18 protein-coding genes are annotated in these 18,332 nt (G+C 68.7%); 6 read left to right on the forward strand and 12 right to left on the reverse strand.

From position 1 onward, the window contains the following. Nucleotides 1-94: 94 nt before the first annotated feature. Nucleotides 95-784: a phosphoserine phosphatase SerB gene (serB, locus tag ACT3UF_RS18845; RefSeq protein ID WP_442331659.1), complete on the reverse strand. Its 690-nt coding sequence runs from the start codon at nt 782-784 to the stop codon at nt 95-97. Further along, complete coding sequence (gene glgC, locus ACT3UF_RS18850) at nt 781-2,022, reverse strand: glucose-1-phosphate adenylyltransferase (protein WP_442331658.1); 1,242 nt, start codon at nt 2,020-2,022, stop codon at nt 781-783. The genes serB and glgC overlap by 4 nt, the downstream gene beginning before the upstream one ends. Nucleotides 2,023-2,156: 134 nt before the next feature. On the opposite strand from glgC, the gene glgA reads away from it, so the two are divergent. After that, nucleotides 2,157-3,350, forward strand: coding sequence for a glycogen synthase (glgA, locus tag ACT3UF_RS18855; protein WP_441443041.1), 1,194 nt, complete (start codon nt 2,157-2,159; stop codon nt 3,348-3,350). 19 nt (nt 3,351-3,369) lie between these two features. Here glgA and ACT3UF_RS18860 read toward each other — a convergent pair whose 3' ends face one another. Together ACT3UF_RS18860 and ACT3UF_RS18865 are read right to left on the reverse strand one after the other, a co-directional pair. Then, nucleotides 3,370-4,155 (reverse strand): hypothetical protein, encoded by a 786-nt coding sequence (locus ACT3UF_RS18860; RefSeq protein ID WP_441443042.1) that lies wholly within the window; start codon nt 4,153-4,155, stop codon nt 3,370-3,372. Continuing rightward, nucleotides 4,152-5,732: an RNB domain-containing ribonuclease gene (locus ACT3UF_RS18865; protein WP_441443043.1), complete on the reverse strand. Its 1,581-nt coding sequence runs from the start codon at nt 5,730-5,732 to the stop codon at nt 4,152-4,154. Before ACT3UF_RS18865 ends, ACT3UF_RS18860 begins: the two co-directional genes overlap by 4 nt. A 100-nt stretch (nt 5,733-5,832) precedes the next feature. Here ACT3UF_RS18865 and ACT3UF_RS18870 point away from each other — a divergent pair, with 100 nt between their 5' ends. Both ACT3UF_RS18870 and ACT3UF_RS18875 read left to right on the forward strand, forming a co-directional pair. Further along, nucleotides 5,833-6,627, forward strand: coding sequence for an ABC transporter ATP-binding protein (locus ACT3UF_RS18870; RefSeq protein ID WP_441443044.1), 795 nt, complete (start codon nt 5,833-5,835; stop codon nt 6,625-6,627). Nucleotides 6,628-6,700: 73 nt separating this feature from the next. Then, the gene (locus ACT3UF_RS18875; RefSeq protein WP_441443058.1) at nt 6,701-7,480 is read left to right on the forward strand and encodes a TrmH family RNA methyltransferase; all 780 of its coding nucleotides are present in this window, start codon (nt 6,701-6,703) and stop codon (nt 7,478-7,480) included. On the opposite strand, the gene ACT3UF_RS18880 is transcribed toward ACT3UF_RS18875, so the two are convergent. The 5 genes from ACT3UF_RS18880 to ACT3UF_RS18900 form a co-directional block, all read right to left on the reverse strand. Then, nucleotides 7,452-8,198 carry a class I SAM-dependent methyltransferase gene (locus ACT3UF_RS18880; protein WP_441443045.1) on the reverse strand — a complete coding sequence of 249 codons (747 nt, stop codon included), beginning with the start codon at nt 8,196-8,198 and terminating at the stop codon, nt 7,452-7,454. The genes ACT3UF_RS18875 and ACT3UF_RS18880 overlap by 29 nt on opposite strands. 190 nt (nt 8,199-8,388) lie before the next feature. Then, entirely contained in the window at nt 8,389-9,420 is a 1,032-nt protein-coding gene (locus ACT3UF_RS18885; protein WP_444592417.1) for an ATP-grasp domain-containing protein, read from the reverse strand. A gap of 88 nt (nt 9,421-9,508) precedes the next feature. Continuing rightward, on the reverse strand, nt 9,509-9,733 hold the full coding sequence (locus ACT3UF_RS18890; protein ID WP_441443047.1) for an HAD-IA family hydrolase: 225 nt from the start codon (nt 9,731-9,733) through the stop codon (nt 9,509-9,511). 253 nt (nt 9,734-9,986) lie between these two features. Next, complete coding sequence (locus tag ACT3UF_RS18895) at nt 9,987-10,151, reverse strand: hypothetical protein (RefSeq protein WP_441443048.1); 165 nt, start codon at nt 10,149-10,151, stop codon at nt 9,987-9,989. After that, complete coding sequence (locus tag ACT3UF_RS18900) at nt 10,151-11,182, reverse strand: NAD(P)-dependent alcohol dehydrogenase (RefSeq protein WP_441443049.1); 1,032 nt, start codon at nt 11,180-11,182, stop codon at nt 10,151-10,153. The genes ACT3UF_RS18895 and ACT3UF_RS18900 overlap by 1 nt, the downstream gene beginning before the upstream one ends. 201 nt (nt 11,183-11,383) lie before the next feature. Between ACT3UF_RS18900 and ACT3UF_RS18905 the strand changes: the two genes are divergently transcribed. Continuing rightward, on the forward strand, nt 11,384-11,641 hold the full coding sequence (locus ACT3UF_RS18905) for a metal-sensitive transcriptional regulator (RefSeq protein WP_441443050.1): 258 nt from the start codon (nt 11,384-11,386) through the stop codon (nt 11,639-11,641). A gap of 97 nt (nt 11,642-11,738) precedes the next feature. Then, complete coding sequence (locus tag ACT3UF_RS18910) at nt 11,739-13,169, forward strand: MBL fold metallo-hydrolase (RefSeq protein ID WP_441443051.1); 1,431 nt, start codon at nt 11,739-11,741, stop codon at nt 13,167-13,169. A 19-nt stretch (nt 13,170-13,188) separates the two neighbouring features. On the opposite strand, the gene ACT3UF_RS18915 is transcribed toward ACT3UF_RS18910, so the two are convergent. Further along, nucleotides 13,189-14,430, reverse strand: coding sequence for an MFS transporter (locus tag ACT3UF_RS18915; protein WP_442331653.1), 1,242 nt, complete (start codon nt 14,428-14,430; stop codon nt 13,189-13,191). A gap of 518 nt (nt 14,431-14,948) precedes the next feature. On the opposite strand from ACT3UF_RS18915, the gene ACT3UF_RS18920 reads away from it, so the two are divergent. Further along, on the forward strand, nt 14,949-16,463 hold the full coding sequence (locus ACT3UF_RS18920; RefSeq protein ID WP_444502607.1) for an HNH endonuclease signature motif containing protein: 1,515 nt from the start codon (nt 14,949-14,951) through the stop codon (nt 16,461-16,463). 66 nt (nt 16,464-16,529) lie between these two features. Here ACT3UF_RS18920 and ACT3UF_RS18925 read toward each other — a convergent pair whose 3' ends face one another. Beyond that, the gene (locus ACT3UF_RS18925) at nt 16,530-17,024 is read right to left on the reverse strand and encodes a hypothetical protein (RefSeq protein WP_442331651.1); all 495 of its coding nucleotides are present in this window, start codon (nt 17,022-17,024) and stop codon (nt 16,530-16,532) included. 314 nt (nt 17,025-17,338) lie between these two features. Then, the gene (locus tag ACT3UF_RS18930; RefSeq protein ID WP_444608471.1) at nt 17,339-18,319 is read right to left on the reverse strand and encodes a GNAT family N-acetyltransferase; all 981 of its coding nucleotides are present in this window, start codon (nt 18,317-18,319) and stop codon (nt 17,339-17,341) included. Between the last annotated feature and the right edge of the window lie 13 nt (nt 18,320-18,332).

Genomic DNA, 18,332 nt, shown 5'->3' on the forward strand with positions numbered 1-18,332 from the left:
CGACGGAGCAGATCAGCATGACGGACCCTCGTCACCCAGGCCCTGCGGCCGGGTGACGATGGTCCGTCAGTTGTTGTGGGTCAGCTGCCTGGGGTCACCGATCGGTGACGGTGCTCGCAGCGCTCTCGAGGTGGGGCCAGGCGTCCAGCAGCGACTCCCCGTCGATCTCCACGTCGGCGATCTCGCGCAGCGCGGGCTTGGCCCGGAAGGCGATTCCGGTGCCGGCCGCGGCCAGCATCTCCCGGTCATTGGCCCCGTCGCCCAGGGCGATGATCCGCGAGGTGGGCACCCGATGCTGCGCGGCGAACTCCTCGAGGGCACGGCGCTTGGCGGCGCCGTCGATGATCGGTCCGGACACCCTTCCGGTGAAACGGCCATCCGTGATCTCGAAACGGTTGGCGCGTACATGATCGATGCCGATCTCCGCGGCGAGCTCATCGATGACCTCGTGGAATCCGCCGGAGACCAGTGCTGTCACCCAGCCGGCCGCCTTCGCGCGCCGCACCAGCTCGAGCGCGCCCGGGGTGGGGACCAGCACGCCCCGGACCGCTGCGAGCACCGATTCATCGAGCCCCTCGAGCAGCGCCACCCGGGCGCGCAGGGACTGCGCGAAATCGAGCTCGCCGCGCATCGCAGCCGTGGTGATCTCCTCAACCCGGTCCCGCACCCCGGCATGCTCCGCGACGAGCTCGATCACCTCTTGGGTGAGGAAGGTCGAGTCGACGTCGGAGACCAGCAGCCCGGTCGCCGTGCGGGCGGTGGGTTCGGTCGCCGCAGTGGTCACGGGGTGATGACCGTGCCCTTGCCGAGCACCGTGATGCCCGACTCCGTGACCACCCAGCCGCGCGCACGATCCTTCGCGGCATCCAGACCGATCTGGGTGCGCGGGGGCACCACGACTCCCTTGTCGATGATCGCGCGATGGATCTGGCAGTGGCGACCCACGATCACACCGTCCATCAGCACCGAGTCGGAGACGTTGGACCACGAGTTCACCCGTACGCCGGGGGACAGGACCGAGCTGGAGACCTGCGCACCCGAGACGACCACTCCGGGGGAAATCACCGAGTCCACGGCGGAGCCGACGCGGCCCGGCCCGGCATGGACGAACTTCGCCGGCGGCTCGTTGCGGTGGCCGGTGAAAGTGGGCCATTCGGAGTTGTAGAGGTTGAAGACGGGATGGATCGAGATCAGATCCATGTGCGCGTCGTAGAACGCATCGAGCGTGCCGACGTCCCGCCAGTAGTCACGGTCCCGGTCGGTGGAACCGGGCACGTCGTTGCGGATGAAGTCGTAGACGGCCGCGTCATTCTTAGCCACGAAGGAGGGCACGATGTCCCCGCCCATGTCGTGCTTGGAGGTCTCGTCCTCGGCATCCCGGGTCACCGACTCGACCAGCGCGTCGGCATTGAAGATGTAGTTGCCCATCGAGGCGAGGATCGAGCTGGGATCGTCGGCCAGCCCCTCGGTCTCGGTCGGCTTCTCGACGAACGCCTTGATGGTGGTGGGATCCGACGAATCGGTCTCGATCACCCCGAACTGGTCGGACATCTCGATCGGCTGCCGGATCGCTGCGACGGTGCAGGACTTCCCGGATTCGATGTGGGCGTCCAGCATCTGCGAGAAGTCCATGCGGTAGATGTTGTCGGCGCCGACCACCACCACGTAGTCGGGCTTCTCGTCGTAGATCAGGTTCAGGGACTGGGCGATCGCGTCGGCGCTGCCGCGGAACCAGTGCTTGCCCATGCGCTGCTGCGCCGGGACCGGTGCGACGTAATTGCCCAGCAGCGAGCTCATCCGCCAGGTCTGGGCGATGTGCTTGTCGAGGGAGTGCGACTTGTACTGCGTGAGCACCACGACGCGCAGATAGCCGGAGTTGGCAATATTCGACAGGGCGAAATCGATGAGGCGGTAGATGCCGCCGAACGGCACCGCGGGCTTGGCCCGATCAAGGGTCAGCGGCATCAGCCGCTTCCCCTCGCCGCCGGCGAGAACGATGGCGAGAACCTTTTTGGACGACATGGTGCGAGGATAGTCCAGAAGTGGCACCCATCACGCCGGACTTCGTCCCTCGGACCGCAGCGCGGCCCAGGCGCTGTCCGATGATCTGACTCTGCCCATGAGAAACCGTTCGAGCCCATGAGAAGGAGCCTGACATGCGTGTCGATCTGCTCACCAAGGAGTATCCGCCCGAGGTCTATGGCGGTGCCGGCGTCCATGTCGCCGAGCTGACGAAGGTGCTGCGCCCGCACATCGACGTGCGGGTGCGGGCCTTCGGCGCCCCGAGGGATGAGGAGGGGACATTCTCCTACTCGACTCCCGCCGAGCTCGAGGGCGCCAATGCCGCCCTCTCGACGTTGGGGACGGACCTGCTGATCGCGGCGGACTGCGCGGGGGCGGATCTCCTCCACTCCCACACCTGGTACGCGAACTTCGCCGGCCATATGGCGTCGCTGCTGCATGGTGCCCCGCACGTGCTCTCCGCCCACTCGCTGGAGCCGCTGAGGCCGTGGAAGGCCGAGCAGCTCGGCGGCGGGTACGCGGTGAGCTCCTTCGCCGAGCGCACCGCCTACGAGGGCGCGGCCGGCGTCATCGCCGTCTCGGCAGGCATGCGCGAGGACATCCTGCGGTCCTACCCGACGGTCGACCCGGCCAAGGTCCACGTGGTCCACAACGGCATCGACATCGAGTCGTGGTCCCCGAATCCGGAGACCTCGGCGCTGACCTCCCGAGGGATCGACCCCGAGGCGCCGACGATCGTCTTCGTGGGCCGGATCACCCGCCAGAAGGGCCTGCCGTACTTCCTGCGCGCGGTACGGGATCTTCCCCGCGACTACCAGGTGGTGCTGTGCGCCGGCGCCCCGGACACCCCGGAGATCGCGCAGGAGGTGAGCTCGCTGGTCGAAGAGCTCGCCAAGGAGCGCGGCAACGTCCACCTGATCACCGAGATGCTGCCCCGGCACGAGCTCACCCAGATCCTCACCCACGCCACCACCTTCGCGTGCCCCAGCATCTACGAGCCGCTCGGGATCGTGAACCTCGAGGCGATGGCCTGCGGCATCCCCGTGGTCGCCTCCGCGACCGGCGGCATCCCCGAGGTCGTGGTCGACGGAGAGACCGGCTATCTCGTCCAGCTCGAGCAGGTCACCGACGGGACCGGCACCCCGGTGGACCCCGAGAAGCTCATCGCGGACACCCGCGACGCGCTGGTGCGGATGGTCTCCGATCCTGCTCGGGCGAAGCAGATGGGCGAGGCCTCCCGGCGCCGGGCGGCCGAGCACTTCTCCTGGACCTCGATCGCCGAGCGCACCCTGGAGGTGTACCGGACCGTGCTCGCGCAGAGCTCCTGACGCACAGGGGGTCCGGGGCTCAGCCGGTCTGCTCGGCGAGGATCCGCTCGACGGCTTCGACGAGCGCACTGCGGGCCGCCTCATGCAACTCGTCGAGCAGCCCGCGCCGGGCCAGGGCCTCGGCGAGGTGCACGGTGTGGCCGTGCCCCTCGTCGATCTCCGCGCGGGTGAGCAGCACGGTGCGCGCGGCGAGCACCAGCAGATGCGCCGCGGAGCTGTCGATGTGGCGAGGCAGAGCGGTGGAGACCCACCCGGGCGGGATCCGGGCCGGCTCCACCGGCTCATCCGGCACCAGATCCAGCTCGACGCTCCCGTTCGCGGCCCGCTGCAGCGCCTGCAGCAGATCCTGGCGTGCGCTGCCCGAGGTGGCGGCCGGCGGCACCTGGGCGCCCACCGGCGCGGCCGCGCGTGCCCAGGAGACCGCGCTGACCGGGCCTCCCTCATGCTCGACGGACGAGAGGACGGGGATCAGCGTGTGGTCGGCGATGCCCGCGGCGGTGACCACGATCGCCTGCTCCGCGGCGAGCGCGAGCGGGATCGCAGAGGGAGGGCCGACGAGACCGGCCAGGCGGCCGGGGACAGGCAGGACCAGTCGCAGCTGCGCGAGCGGCAGCCGTCGCAGACCCGTCATCCAGCTGAAGAGGTCCTCTCCCTCGCCACTGGGGCCGCTGCGCCCCACGCCGTAGCTCATCTGTGCCGCGTCGTCGGGCCCCATGTCACCGCGCAGGTAGGCGGAGACCCACAGCATCAGCACCGCCGCGCGAGGAAGAGCGACTAGGTCCCTGCCCGCGGCGGCCTCGCTCACGCCGTGTTCCCGTCGGCGGCGTCGGCCCGATCGGCGGCGTCGGTTCCGGCTGCGACGAAGACGGCGCGGCGCTTCGCTGGGTCGACGGACTCGAGCCGGACCCGCACCACCTCGCCGGGCGCGGCGTCCATCGGCACCCAGGTCGTGATCGGCGGATCCGTCAGCTGCACCTCGACGCGGGTGGGGGCACCGCTATTCCCATTGCCGTTCCCATGACGGTTTCCTTGTCCGTTCCCCCCACCGTTCCCGTTGCTGGACTGCGTCGCCTCCCGGCGCTCGAGGACGGTCCCCTCGAACTCCTCGCCCTCCCAGGCGGCGAGGGCGGCGGTCTCCACCAGCCCGATCGCCTTGCGCTCCAGATCACCGGCACGAGCTCCGGCCGCGCGCATCGCCTCCGGGATCTCCGCCATCGCCGCCAGCAGCTCCGGTGAGGGGGTGCGGCCGGAGACATGGTCGTAGCAGACCAGCAGCACGAACCGATCCACCAGGCGGCGCAGCGGCGCGGTGGTGTGCGCGTAAGGGGCGGCGATCGCGGACTGCTCCGGGTCCTCGGGAACCTCCGCAGCGCTGGCGAACGCCGCATAGCCGGCACCCCGGAACAGGAAGGTGGCCAGGTTCAGCAGAGCCAGGTGCGTCGGCTCGTGCCAGTCCAGCGAGCGCAGGAACTCCCCGTAGCTCTGCTCGGTGGTCCAGGGGATCCCGAGCACCTGGCTCTGGCGGCGGAAGCGGTCCACCGCCTGCTGCTCGGCTGGGGGCATGGTGCGCAGGATGCCGGCACCGTGCTCGAGCATCAGCGAGGCCGCCGCCATGCCCGTCATCAGCGAGATCTGCGCATTGGCGTCCTCGATCGGATTGGGGCGGCGCCAGCTGAGCTGCACCACGTCCCCCTCGGCGACGATCTCCTGCTCGGGCACATTCAAGCTCGCACCGCCGCGCTGGGCCTCCAGCTGGGTCCGCAGCGCCCCGATCTCCTGGAGCAGCAGCATCATCGGCTGGCCCGCGCCCTGATCGAGCTCCTCCTGCACCCTGTCGTAGGCGAGCTTCTGCACGGAGCGGATCATCGCGCGCTCGAGGCCGATGCTGCGCACCTCGCCCGCCCCGTCGAGGTCGAGCACCCAGACGAACGCCGGGGTGTCCTGGTCCGGGAGCAGGGAGGCGGCGCCCCCGGAGAGCACCTCGGGGTGCAGGGGGATCCGCCGGTCCGGCAGATAGAGCGTCTCGCCGCGGTCGCGGGCCGCATGGTCCAGCGGGCCGTCGAGCGCGACGAACCACGGCACATCGGCGATCGCGTACAGCACCCGGAACCCGTCGCTCGTGCGCTCGAGGTGCATCGCCTGGTCGAGGTCGGTGGAGCTGGCGGGATCCAGGGTCATGAACGGGATCTCGGTGCGGTCGATGCGCTGCGCGGCCGAAGGATCCTGGGCGGCGGCCCGTTCCGCCTCCGCGAGCACCTCCGGAGAGAACTGGAGCGGGACGTCGCCATCCTGGTCCGCGAGCAGGGCGTCGATGCCCTCACGGATCACGTCGGCGGCGATGGACCCTCGGGGGGCGTGCAGGGAGACGGGCCGATGCGGCACGAGCACCTCCTGGAGCGGCGAGTCGGGCTCGGTCAGTCTATGGGTGGGATGTCGGCCACGTGAGCAGGTGAGGGGCCGCTCACCCGATAGGCTCAGAGGCATGTCCGTCGCAGCAGCTTCCTTGAACGATGTCACCGTCCGCCGCAGCGGGGCGCCGATCCTCGATGCGGTCTCCCTCGAGGTCAACGAGGGGGAGCGCTGGGCGGTCCTCGGCCCCAACGGCGCCGGGAAGTCCACCCTCGTGCGGCTGCTCTCCGCCCGGATGCATCCCAGCACCGGAAGCGTCGAGATCTTCGGCGAGCGGCTCGGCAAGGTCGACGTGTTCGAGCTGCGCCCCCTGATCGGGCTGGCCAGCCAGGAGCTCGCCGACACCATCCCGGTCGAGGAGACCGCGGAGAACGTCGTGGTCACCGCCGGTTACGGTGTGGTGGGCCGCTGGCGTGAGGAGTACGACCAGATCGATCTGGACCGTGCCCGCACCCTGCTGGCCGCCTTCGGCGTCGGAGATCTCGCCGCGCGAATGTTCGGCACCCTCTCCACCGGCGAGCGCAAGCGCGTGCTCGCCGCCCGGGCGCTGATGACCGATCCCGAGCTGCTGCTGCTGGATGAGCCCGCCGCAGGCCTGGACCTCGGTGGCCGCGAGTCCCTCGTGCGCACCCTGGGACGGCTCGCGAAGGACCCTGCGACTCCGGTGACCGTGCTGGTCACCCACCACGTCGAGGAGATCCCGCCCGGCTACACCCATGTGGCGCTGCTGCGCGAGGGCGCCGTGGTCGCCGCCGGCCCCATCGGCGAGACCCTCACCTCCCAGAACCTCACCCGCACGTTCGGCCTGCCGCTGATCGTCGAGCAGCGCGGCGAGCGGTACACCGCCCGCTCGCTCTCCCTGAACTGACCCGGTGGTGGAGCACCCTCAGCTGCAGCAGGTCACCGACCTCGCAGATCCGGCGCTGGACGACTACCTGCGCATGACCGACGTCCGCCTGCGCTCCCGCGTCGAGGTGGAGCGGGGCCTGTTCATGGCCGAGAGCTACGAAGTGATCTCCCGGGCGATCGAGGCCGGGATGGCGCCGCGCTCCTTCCTCATGAACGAGAAGTGGCTCGCGAAGTTCGCCCCGCTCTACGAGCAGTTCCCTGACGTGCCCGTCTACGCCGGGGAGGAATCGCTGGTCGAGCAGCTCACCGGCTTCAACCTGCACCGTGGGGCGCTCGCCTCGATGCAGCGGCCCGAGCTGCCGACGGCTCGCGAGCTGCTGCGCACCGCGCGTACTGTCGCGGTGATCGAAGACATCGTGGACCACACGAACGTCGGCGCCATGTTCCGCTCCGCCGCCGCGCTCGGAGTCGATGCGGTGCTGGTGACCCCGCAGTGCGCGGACCCCCTGTACCGCCGCTCGATCCGAGTCTCGATGGGCACCGTCTTCCAGGTGCCGTGGACGCGCATGGACGCCTGGCCGCGCGAAGGCGTGGACCTGCTGCACGAGGCCGGCTTCGATGTGCTCGCGATGGCCCTCACCGAGGGCGCCATCCCGCTCGACGAGGTGGATCTGGGCCCGGACCGCAAGGTCGCCTTCGTGCTCGGCGCCGAGGGCCACGGGCTGAAGCCCGCCACGCTGGATGCAGTCGATGCGCACGTGGTGATCCCGATGGCCGGGGGAGTGGACTCCCTGAACGTCGCCGCGGCCAGCGCCGTCGTGTTCTGGCAGCGCCGGGCGGCGCTCAGCTCCTCCGACGCGCCAGCAGGCTGAGGGCGTTCGGCAGCCGACCGTCCCAGGCGGCGGCCGCATCCTCGTCCTCGGGCATCCAGAACGGCTGGGGATGCTCTGCGAGATGCAGCAGCTCGAAGCCGGCGCCCTGCACCGTCATGACCATCTCGGCCAAAGTCCGCTGATGCTCCGTCGCCCCGCGGGCCGGGAAGGTGTCGTTGACGTGGTGCGCGGCGAAGTAGCTGCGGTCCTCTCGCACCCGCGCCTCGTCGTGGTCCCAGGCCCACAGCGGCACCAGAGGATGCGCCTCGTAGACGAACAGATGCCCGCCGGGACGCAGCAGTCGATGCATCTCCGCCGCCCAGGCGTCGAGGTCCTCCATCCAGATCAGGGCGCCTTTGCCGGTGTAGACCAGATCCGCGATCTGCCCGGGCAGCCCGGTGTCCGGCAGCTCGGCGACCTCGTAGCGGCACGGGACGCCCAGCTCGTCGGCCCGGCGCTGCGCAGCGGAGACCGCCGTCAGGCTGTAGTCCAGGCCGCGCACGCTGCGAGCTCCGAGTCGGAGGAGCGCGTGGTCGTCGAGCCCGTGACCGCTCTGCGGATGCAGCACCTCGGCGTCGCCGATCAGGGGCCGCAGCAGCTCGTCCTCGACCGGCAGCAGCCGGGCGATGCGGGCCTGCTCGAGGAGTTCCGCGTACTCCCGCACATGCTTGGAGGACGCGTCGTCCCAGGCTCGCCGGGTGTCGTCGTAGGAGCTCATCGCTTGAGGCTAGCTCTCCATGACGCACCCCAGTATGCGCATTTAGACAACAGTTGAACGCTGTTACTCATCGGACAACCTCTAAATGCTGTCAAAGGAGTCGGCCTGAACCGGATCGTCGCGTCCGCAGACGGCTCGTGCGCCGCCGACGCCGGCCGAGGGACGATCTCCCACCATCCACGTCCCGGGATCAGTTCTCGTCTGCCTCTCGTTCTTCGTTCAGCAGGGAACCCAGGTAGCGGGCGATGTGCCGGGCGGCAGAGACTTCCAGAGATGCCTCGACCTCGGGGTTGTAGTTGGTGTTGGTATTGACGTCGTAGGTGACGGTACGGCCGTCTACCGTCGTCATGTACTCGATCCCGGCGATCTCGATACCCAGCTCGGTCAGCAGCGCCTGGTACCGGCGGATCAGAGGCGTACTTGCGGTCACCTCAGGGCGGATCCGGAACATCGGCTCCGCCGCGTCGTCCTGGCCGGGGATGGCGCAGGCCTCAGCGGGGCACAGCTCGAAGGCCCCACCGGAGGTGTCCACCCGCACCGCGTAGACGAATTCACCGCCGACGAACTCGGCACGGGTGATGGCGGGCTCGTCGGCGACCAGCAGCTCCTGCAGCAAGGTGATCCCGTCGGCGGCGTCCTCGAATTCGTCGCCGTGCACGTAGTCGGCGAAAGTGGCGTGGTCGTCGAAACGACGCACTCCGAGCCCCTTACCGCCCTGGTTGTGCTTGGTCAGGAACGGAGCGCGGAAGCCTTCGGCCACGTCGATCAGTCTGTCGCTCCCGAAGACTGCGAGGGTGCGAGGTACGTCGAAGCCGGCGCGACGCAGCTGGGCGTGCTGGAGGATCTTGGAGACCTCGAGGTCCGCGACGTGCTGGCCGTTGACCACGCGGCGACCCCAGGAGGCGGCCCAGGCAGTGATCGAGCGGGCGGCGTCCTTGGCGAGCGGGGCGTTGCGGGTGTGCGAGGAGGCGCTCAGGCGCGACCAGATCACTCCGCGGGGCGGTTCGGAGTCCAGGTCGAGGTGACCTTCGCCGAGTCGCCATTCGACCAGCGGCACGCCCTCGGCCTCGAAGGCCCGGCGGAACGGTGGCAGCCACTCGGGATTGTCGTGCAGCACGTGCACGGCGTACTGAACCGGGGACTGGTCCGGCGTCGTGGCGGCGGCGGGGGCGTCGGGTGCCAGACGCACGGCGGGCACGACGGTGACGGGAGAGGCGGACATCATCAGCTCCTATGGGGGTGCAAATCAGCTCTTGAGACTATCCCTTCCTGGCGCCTCCGGAGAGAGGCGTCCGCGGAGCACTCCCACGTCATGCGGCAAGGGTCCACAGGATCTCCCTGGTTGTCGATGCGCTCAACGTCGGCTCCCAGGGGTGCGGCCAGATTTCCCCATGACTGACCCAGCCAGTCAAGAACTCGGCCGCGCGGCCACCCGCGATATCGGCCGACGGATGATCGCCCACCATCCACGTCTCGATGCCGTTCTCGAGCCCGTCGACAGCGAGCGCGAAGATCCTCGGATCCGGCTTCTTCATCCCCCACCGCCTCGGAGATCACCACTCGACCCAGGAGCGGGCTGAGCCCAGTGCGCTCGATCTTCGCGCTCTGCTGGAGAACGGTCCCGTTGGTGACCAGGATGAGCTCAGCACCCCCGTCGCGCAGAACGCGCAGCGCATCGAGCACCCCGGGGTAGCAGGTGATGCTTTCGATCACCTCGAGCTGCAGGCGCTGCTCGATCTCGGATGCCTGGGAAGAGGGGCACAGCCGCTCGACGATCGCCGCGGCGAGCTAGGGTCGCGGGCGGTACCCGTTCTCGTCGGCCGCCCGCAGCCACTCCAGCTCCGCCGCCGGGGCTCGGACTTCCACGAGGAAGAACCGCGCCCAGTCCTCGAAGGCACGCTGGCGGTCCACCAGCGTGCCGTCGAGGTCCAGCAGCACCCGCAGGCGGGGCATCAGAGTGTGATCTGCAGCTTCACATCCGTCGGCCGGCCCTCGAGGAAGCGCTCGAAGGCCTGCACGGAGTTCTCGAAGGTGAAAGTCTCCGAGACGAAGCGGGAGAGGTCCACGGCATCGGTCGCGGCGAGGTCGATCGCCTTCTGGTAGACGTTCGCGTAGCGGAACACCGTCTCCAGGGAGATGCCGCGGCTCTGCGCGGTGGCGATGTCGAAGGGCACCGGATCCACCGGCATGCCCACCAGCACGATGCGGCCGCCCGGCGCGGGCAGCTCCCAGAGCTTCTTGTAGGCGGGGGTGGCGCCGGTGGCCTCGAACACCACCTGCGGGCCCCAGCCGCCGGTCTCCGCGCGGACCCGTTCGCCCAGGTCCTCCGTGGTGGCGTCGACCGTGACGATGCCCTCGAGCCCGTCGAGCAGCGCGAGCTTCTGCGGCAGCACGTCGGAGATGAAGACGGTGCTCGCGCCGCCCGCGCGGGCGGCGATCGCGGTCATGATCCCGATGGTCCCGGCGCCGACGACGGCGGCGACATCGCCGGGCTTGATCCCGGCCTTCGTCGCGGCGTACATGCCCACGGAGAACGGCTCGATCAGCGCACCCTCGGCGAAGCTGAGGCTGTCGGGAAGCTTGAAGGTAAAGGCGGCGGAATGGATGACCTCGTCGACGAGGCAGCCGTGCACGGGCGGGGTGGCCCAGAACTGCACGCCGGGATCCACGTTGTAGTTGCCCTCGCGCACCGCACGGGAGCTGGGATCGGGCACGCCGGGCTCCATCGCGACCCGGTCACCGGGGGAGAGGTGGGTGACGCCCTCGCCCACCTCGACGACGGTGCCGGCGCCTTCATGCCCCAGGATCATCGGCGCCTCGACCACGAAGGGGCCGATCTTGCCGTCGGTCCAGTAGTGCACGTCCGAGGCGCAGATGCCGACGGTGTGCATCTTGATCCGAACCTGTCCTGGGCCGGGAGCGCCGACGGGCTCGACCTCCTCGATCGACATCCGGTTCTTCTCGTGCAGCATCAGTGCGCGCATGCGGAGGCTCCTTCGCTCAGGCGGGACGGGCTGTTCATGGCCCTGCAGGAAACTCTGCCACACCGCTGCGCAGCGGCCCCTGCCTGTCTGCGGTGGCTCCGCCGTGGGCCGTCCGGCCGCCGCTCGCCAGTCCTCGACAGGGGGTTGAGCGTGATACCCCCTGGGGTATACGGTCGAGATACCCGACCATCAGGAGCTTCCGTGCAGCTGAATCTCGATGAGCTCACCCCCACCGTTCATCGTCTCAAGCGCGCCGAGGGGCAGCTGGCTGCCGTCGTGCGCATGCTCGAGGAGGGGCGCGACTGCAAGGATGTGGTCACCCAGCTCGCCGCGGTGTCCAAGGCACTGGACCGTGCAGGGTTCGCGATCATCGCCAGCGGCCTCGAGCAGTGCTTGAAGAACCCGGAGGAGAGCCTGGACAAGAAGGACTTGGAGAAGATGTTCCTGTCCCTGGCCTGATCACCGGCAGTTCCAGTCAATGCCGCCGCCGTTCACCGCAGTCACCGCAGTCACCGACCCGCGCAGCACCGTCCATTTCTGAACCGCAGGAGGAATCATGCTTCTCGAGCGCATCTACGATGAGGACCTCTCCCAGGCCAGCTACATGATCGGCTGTCAGGCCAGCGGAGAGGCGCTCGTCGTCGATCCCCGCCGCGACGTCCAGCGGTACCTGGACCTCGCTGCCCGCCACGGCCTGCGGATCACCGCCGTGACCGAGACCCACGTGCACGCCGACTTCCTCTCCGGCACCCGCGAGCTCGTCGCCGCGACCGGCGCGACCGGTTACGTCTCCGGTGAAGGCGGAGAGGACTGGACCTACCGTTTCGACGCCGAGGTCCTGCACGATCTGGACACCCTCACGCTCGGGAACCTCACCATCACCGCGCGCCATACCCCGGGCCACACCCCGGAGCACCTGTCCTTCCTGGTGACCGACGGTGCCGTCACGGACGAGCCCGGCTACTACCTCACGGGCGATTTCGTCTTCTCCGGCGACGTGGGCCGGCCGGACCTGCTGGATGAGGCCGCCGGCTTCCAGGACACCCGCTTCACCGGCGCGAAGCAGCTGTTCGCCTCGCTGAAGGACTCCTTCCTCACCGTCCCCGATCATGTGCAGGTCTTCCCGGGACATGGTGCGGGCTCCGCGTGCGGCAAGGCCCTGGGGGCACTGCCCTCGACCACCGTCGGGTATGAACGCAGATTCGCCTGGTGGGCGCCCTATCTGGCCAACGACGATGAGCAGGGCTTCATCGATGAGCTGCTCGACGGTCAGCCCGACGCCCACGCCTACTTCGCCCGCATGAAGCGCCAGAACGTCCAGGGCCCGGCCCCGCTCGGCGAGCGGCCGCCGCTGGCGAAGCTCGAGACCGCGCAGATCGCACAGGGCCTGGACGACGGCAGCATGGTGCTCCTGGACGTCCGCCCGCAGGCTGAGATCCATCGAGGTACGGTCGCCGGCGCGCTGACCGTGCCCGGCGCCGCCAAGGCCGCGAGCTTCGGGGCCTGGGCCTATGATCCTGAGGCCGAGGACACGCCCCTGGTGCTGCTCGCCCCGGACGCCGACGCGGCCGGCGAGATCCGTGACCATCTGGTGCGCGTGGGCATCGACCACATCGCCGGATACACCCCGACGCTCGAGGGCCTGCCGCGCGCCGTCCCGGAGACGGTCACTCCGGCGGACCTGGGGGGCTTCCTCGCCCAGCACGAGAACGCCCTGCTGCTGGACGTGCGCAACCGCACCGAGCACGCGAACGGCCACCTCCCCGGCTCACAGCAGCTCAACGCCGGCAAGGTCCTCTTCCAGCAGGATGCCCTGCCCGCCCCGGAGGCCGGCCCTCTGGTCACCTACTGCCAGTCCGGCGTGCGCAACGCCGTGGCTGCAGCCGCCCTGCGCCGGGCCGGCTTCGAGGTGGTCGAGCTCGAGGGCAGCTATGCGGGCTGGGCGGCATGGGCAGCTCAGCACGCCCCGGAGCAGCTCACCTCCTGACCTCGCCGTATCCGGACGGTCACGCATCGATCGTGCCGGGAGGATCCTGTGGGTCCGCGCCGTTGCTCACAGCGCGGATGAGGAGCGCCAGGAGGATCGTCGCCGCTGCGAGGATCCACCATCCCCACCCGCCGCTGAGGGCGATCGCGGCGCCGAGGATCGCTGGCGCCACGGAGGAGACCAGCCCGTTGCTGATCCCGTAGAACGCACCGTACTGACCCTGCTGCTGCGCAGGCGCCAGCCGGAAGAGCAGCTCCATCGTGCCGGCGCTGTACAGCACCTCTCCTGCGGTGTGCGCAGCGAGGAAGAGGATCAGCACGAGCACCAGCACACCCGGCGATGATGACCAGCCGGAGAGGAAGAACAGGTAGGAGATCGCCAGGCAGAGCGCGCCGATGACCAGGGGCCTGCTCGCCGCACCGACGCTCACGATCCCCGCACTGGCCGGCACCTGGAAGGCGGCGGTGAACAGAGCGTTCAGCGCGACCAGGACGCCGACGACCCAGATCAGCTCCGGGTGATGGATCACCGCCCACAGAGGGAGCGCGAAGGACAGCACGTGCAGGTAGATCCCGATCGCACCATTGGCGAGCGAGAACACGGCGAACCGTCGATCGGGAAGCACCGGGCGCGGCCGCCCCGCAGCCCCGGCAGGGGCGGGCGGCACCGTGATGCGCAGCAGCATGACGGCGGCGATGACGAAGGTGAGCGCATTGCCGAGGATCGCGATCCGGAACGCCGTCGCACTGCTGCTTGCCAGGACCAGCCCGGCCAGCAGGGCGCCGGCGGAGATCCCGAGGGTGAGCAGTGACCTCAACGAAGCTCGGGCGAGCGCCGGATTCTCGCGGGCGATGCGCCGGATCAGGGTGGTGTTCGAGGACATGCACAGTCCCTGCCCGAGACTGATCAGACACAGCACGAGGGCGAAGCTCGCCTCATCCCAGACCACCAGCAGCAGTGCGGTGGCGAGCGCGGAGAGTGCGAGCCCGGCCAGGAGCACCGGCTTCGGGCTCGCGGAATCGGAGAATCTGCCGCTGACGAGGTCACCCCCGATCGCGAGCACGGTCGCAAGGACCAGGATCCCCGAGACAAAGCCGATCGAGAAGCCGAGATGCTGGGTGTAGAACAGGATGCTGATCGTCGCGAAGAGCCCATTGCCCAGCGCGTTGACCCCCGTCAGGAGCGCGAGCGTGCGCATCGCGGACGAAGCCCGCAGCGTCGAGGCCGCGGAGGCGTAGGGAGCGATGAGATTCGCTCCCATAGACGGACTTCGAGGACCTCGCGAATTCTTCTGCATTTGCAGAGAGTAGCGCTGTATCTGTGTTGTGCGCATTCTTTGCGTCACCCCTCGGGCATCCCTGTGATGTGTGTTATCGTCCCGATCGCTTCTTCGAAAGTGTGGGGTCGCGATATTCCATTGGCAGGTTCTCGATGAGGTTCTCCAGGGAGGGGCCTCGAGGGGGATCGGAGGATCGGGGCGGGGGCGGAGGGCCATGCAGGAGCGGCCTGAGGGTGCCGCATGGGTGGCCGGCGTCCTGCGCAGCCTCGGCGTACTTCGGTAGGCGGAGAGGTTGTCCTCCACCGTCGGCTCATCCACGACATGTGGCGGATTCTCTCCTCCCCACCGCGAGTTATCCACATTTTCGGAGAACCTCTTGCTGCAGCAATGAGCCTCGATAAAATAATGGGACGGCATTTCATTGAGTCGCAGCACTGTCCCGCAGATCTCTTTCTCTGGTCGGGACTGCTGTCGCCATATCGAGGGGGAGGAGGTGTGCGATGGGTGATCTTCGCGAAGGTGCGAACGAACCGTTCGGTGAGGAAGATGCGGAGGGGGACTCCACCCGGCGGAATTCCTTCCCAGAGATCCGGGCGGCGTCCACGGCGGCAGCTGATCACACGCCTGCGGAAGTCTCTGACCCCACTCCCGCAGCCCCAGTCCTCCCCGAGCATCTGCGGGAGGTCCACGCCGCGGCGATCGAGGAGAGCCACCGCCTCGCCGCCCGCTTCACGGCCCTGGCCCCGTCATTCCACGACACCGAGAGCGAGGGCTACGACGAAGACGTCGCTGATGCCGAACTCCTCTCCGTCGCTCTGGCTCTGCGCTGCACGCGGACGGTCGCGGACCGGATCCTCCATGACGCCCATGTGGCAGTCACTCAGCTCCCGCGCACGCTCATCCGCCTGGGAAGTGGGGAGTACCCCGCCGCCTGGTTCGACCGCATCCTGCGTCGCACCCGCCACCTCACCCCACGCCAGATGGAGCACGTGGATGCGGCCGCATCTCTCTGGCCCACCACCCTCACCACCGAGCAGTTCCATCAGCGGCTCTCCCGGCTGCTCAGCCGCCTGGAATCCCAGCAGGAGACTCCGGCTCACGTCACCCCTGAGGGTCGGCGCCGAGTGGAACTGCTGCCCACCCGGGACGACGGGATCGGATGCCTGCGGGTGATCGGCCCGGCTCCGGAGATCCTCGCCCTCGCCCAGCGTCTGGACTCGGCCGCCCGCGCCGTGCAAGCTGCCCAGCGCCACGCCCTGGAAGCGGGGGAGGCGCCGCCGATGGACCCGCGCGGCACCGTCGCCGCGACGGCGATGACCGCCTCCCTTGCTCTCATCCAGTACGACCTGCTGGGAGGTGCCTCGCTCGACACTGACGGCGTCCAGGTCCCCAAGCCCCGGTTCCGCCTCAACATCACCGTGCCGGTCATGACCATGCTCGGAGGCTCTCAGGAGCCCGGCCTGCTGGAGGGCACGATCCCGATTCCCGCGGCGATGGCCCGCGAGCTGGCGGGGCAGAGCGAGACCTGGTACCGAGTGCTCACCGATCCCTGCAGCGGCGCCTTCCTCCCGCTGCCCGCAGAGAGCTACACCCCGACCCGCGCCATGCTCGAACATCTGCGTCTGCGCAACACCACCTGCGCGGTCCCCGGATGCACCCGCACCACCTCCTGGGCCTCCGAGGCGGACCACATCGAGGAGTACAACCGCGGGGATCCGGAACGCGGTGGCCTCACCGAGATCGAGAACCTGCACCTGCTGTGCTGGCAACATCACCGCGCGAAGACCGCCGGCCTGATCGACCCGACCCGTCTGCCGTGCATCCCCGGCCTGCCGGGACGGACAGCCTGGTCGATCCAAGATCGGGTGACCGTGATCGTCCGTGACAACGAGGACCTCGCCAGCCCGTACATGACGCGCGAGCTCATGGACTCCTGGACCCGCTACCAGGCACAGCTCGAATCGCGACGGCGCGCTCTCGAGCGGCGGAAGAACCCGCCGCCCCCGCCCTACTGACCTCGAATCCGCCTCGCCTCGATAGCCCAGGCTGCTTCGTCGGGCCAGTGCTCCAGAGCGGTGGTTCTACATCAGGCTTTCGGCAAGGACGAAGGTGTTCGGATCTGCGGTGCGACATTCGATCAATTCGCTGCCGTCAGATTGCACGGAGATCCACCGGCACGCCGTCGGTTCGGGGATCCCAGAGACGTCGTGCGCTTGTGCCAACTGCTGCGTGATGTCGCTGGCTGTGTGCAAAGCAATGGCGTCGATGGTTCCTACCTGGTCAGAGAGGACCCACGATGGAGAGCCAGCCGTGCCATAGACGTACACCGCGAGTCCATCTCCGTGGAACCCATCCTTGTCCTCGATCGCGTCAGTGAGTTCTGCGTCCCCAGCAGGGAGTACCTTCCAGTTCTGCTCGAGAGCCCACTCTGCGTCGATGGTGTCGGTCGCAGAAGTGGAAGTAGCAGCAGTGAAAGCATGGACCGCCAGGAAAAAGAGACCTATCGGCAGTCCGATGATCAAGGCCACGGCAAGAATGGCGATCAATACCTGGAACCTGTCGATCGTCTTCTCCACGGTGCCCCCCTTGCGCCAGAATCTGCCGATCTGGTGAACGCTACTGCGGCGCGATACGACTCAGGAGGGGTGATGGTGGGGGGTTTGTGAAGAGCTCTGGCCACGGAGACCATGGATGCCCTCCTGGCCGCGAATGCTGCGCTCCGCGCGTCAGCGTCGTTTCACAGCACGCGCTCGAGAGTCGGAACTGGCTGAGGTCGGTGCCTTCTGCGCGGCGGGGAGGTCGTGCTGCTCCGCACGTCGGAGGCTCAGATCCATGCGGGGATACCCTTCTGCAGGTCGGTCGGGAAGCGCAAGAGCGGTGCGGCAGAGCGTCAGCGGACGAGCCGGACCTCGGCGAGGTCGAGCGTCTCATCGACGTGACGGGCACCATCGGGAATGAAGCCGTTGCGCTCGTAGAACCGGCGCGCACAGGGGTTCTCCGCGGCGACCCAGAGCTGGGCCGGGACGTCGGCAGGCAGTACCGCGTCGAGCAGGATCTGGCCGGCCCCGCTGCCGTGATGCGCGGAGAGCACATAGAGCGAATACAGCTCTCGGTCGCGCACCGGCGTATGAGGACCGATCTGCCGCCCCGTATGTGCAATGGCGAAGCCGATGATCTGGTCAGCGGATTCCGCGACGGTCACGGCGACCCCGCCGTCGAGCCATTTCTGCCAGGTCGCAGTACGCTGCTCGAGCGTGTCGGTCTCCCAGTGCGATGCCGGAAGCAGTTCGGAGTAGGTCTCGACCCATGACGTGTGATGCACGCTCGCGCATCCGTGGGCGTCGTCCGCAGCGGCGGGACGGATGCTGAAAGCCGGGCGAGGATCGCAGTGCCAGCGAACCCACGTGGCTACCGTCCCGGGCCACGGGGCGGCGGTCGGGGCGAACCCCTCCCGCGCGTAGAAGCTGCCGGCGCTCGAGTTCTCCGAGACGTACTCGGTGAGCAAGCCGCAGCCGCGCGCCCGCGCACGATCCTTCGCGGCCGAGATCAGCTCATGCCCGATTCCTGAGCGCTGCTGCGAGGGCAGGACGTAGAGCTTCCACAGGACCAGGTCGTCCCCGAGCTCCGCGACCTCGGCCATGCCCACGACCCCCTCCGCGGTCTCCGCGACGTCGATGTCACCGGCCTCGATGGCAGCACGCAGGGCCTCCGCGCTCCAGTAGGTGTCCAGCGCGTCGAGGACATAGCGAGCACCCTTGAGCTGCCCATAGGGGCTCTTCCCGGTTCGTGGTGATGGGGAGCGTCGCGTCGTTGACGTAGAACGGCTCGTGGTCCTGCTGTGATGGGTGTTGTCAAGACATCCGAATCTCAGAGGACCACGAGCC

The organism is Brachybacterium sp. AOP24-D1-21 (assembly GCF_052378665.1).
Classification (GTDB): Bacteria; Actinomycetota; Actinomycetes; order Actinomycetales; family Dermabacteraceae; genus Brachybacterium.

Excerpts from the sequence above, each read along its gene's own strand:
- ACT3UF_RS18890 (WP_441443047.1), bottom strand. The coding sequence starts at position 9,733 with ATGAAGAAGCCGGATCCGAGGATCTTCGCGCTCGCTGTCGACGGGCTC.
- ACT3UF_RS18885 (WP_444592417.1), bottom strand. The coding sequence starts at position 9,420 with ATGTCCGCCTCTCCCGTCACCGTCGTGCCCGCCGTGCGTCTGGCACCC.
- ACT3UF_RS18920 (WP_444502607.1), top strand. The coding sequence starts at position 14,949 with ATGGGTGATCTTCGCGAAGGTGCGAACGAACCGTTCGGTGAGGAAGAT.
- glgA (WP_441443041.1), top strand. The coding sequence starts at position 2,157 with ATGCGTGTCGATCTGCTCACCAAGGAGTATCCGCCCGAGGTCTATGGC.
- ACT3UF_RS18875 (WP_441443058.1), top strand. The coding sequence starts at position 6,701 with ATGACCGACGTCCGCCTGCGCTCCCGCGTCGAGGTGGAGCGGGGCCTG.
- ACT3UF_RS18910 (WP_441443051.1), top strand. The coding sequence starts at position 11,739 with ATGCTTCTCGAGCGCATCTACGATGAGGACCTCTCCCAGGCCAGCTAC.
- ACT3UF_RS18900 (WP_441443049.1), bottom strand. The coding sequence starts at position 11,182 with ATGCGCGCACTGATGCTGCACGAGAAGAACCGGATGTCGATCGAGGAG.
- ACT3UF_RS18895 (WP_441443048.1), bottom strand. The coding sequence starts at position 10,151 with ATGCCCCGCCTGCGGGTGCTGCTGGACCTCGACGGCACGCTGGTGGAC.
- ACT3UF_RS18870 (WP_441443044.1), top strand. The coding sequence starts at position 5,833 with ATGTCCGTCGCAGCAGCTTCCTTGAACGATGTCACCGTCCGCCGCAGC.
- ACT3UF_RS18880 (WP_441443045.1), bottom strand. The coding sequence starts at position 8,198 with ATGAGCTCCTACGACGACACCCGGCGAGCCTGGGACGACGCGTCCTCC.
- ACT3UF_RS18915 (WP_442331653.1), bottom strand. The coding sequence starts at position 14,430 with ATGGGAGCGAATCTCATCGCTCCCTACGCCTCCGCGGCCTCGACGCTG.
- glgC (WP_442331658.1), bottom strand. The coding sequence starts at position 2,022 with ATGTCGTCCAAAAAGGTTCTCGCCATCGTTCTCGCCGGCGGCGAGGGG.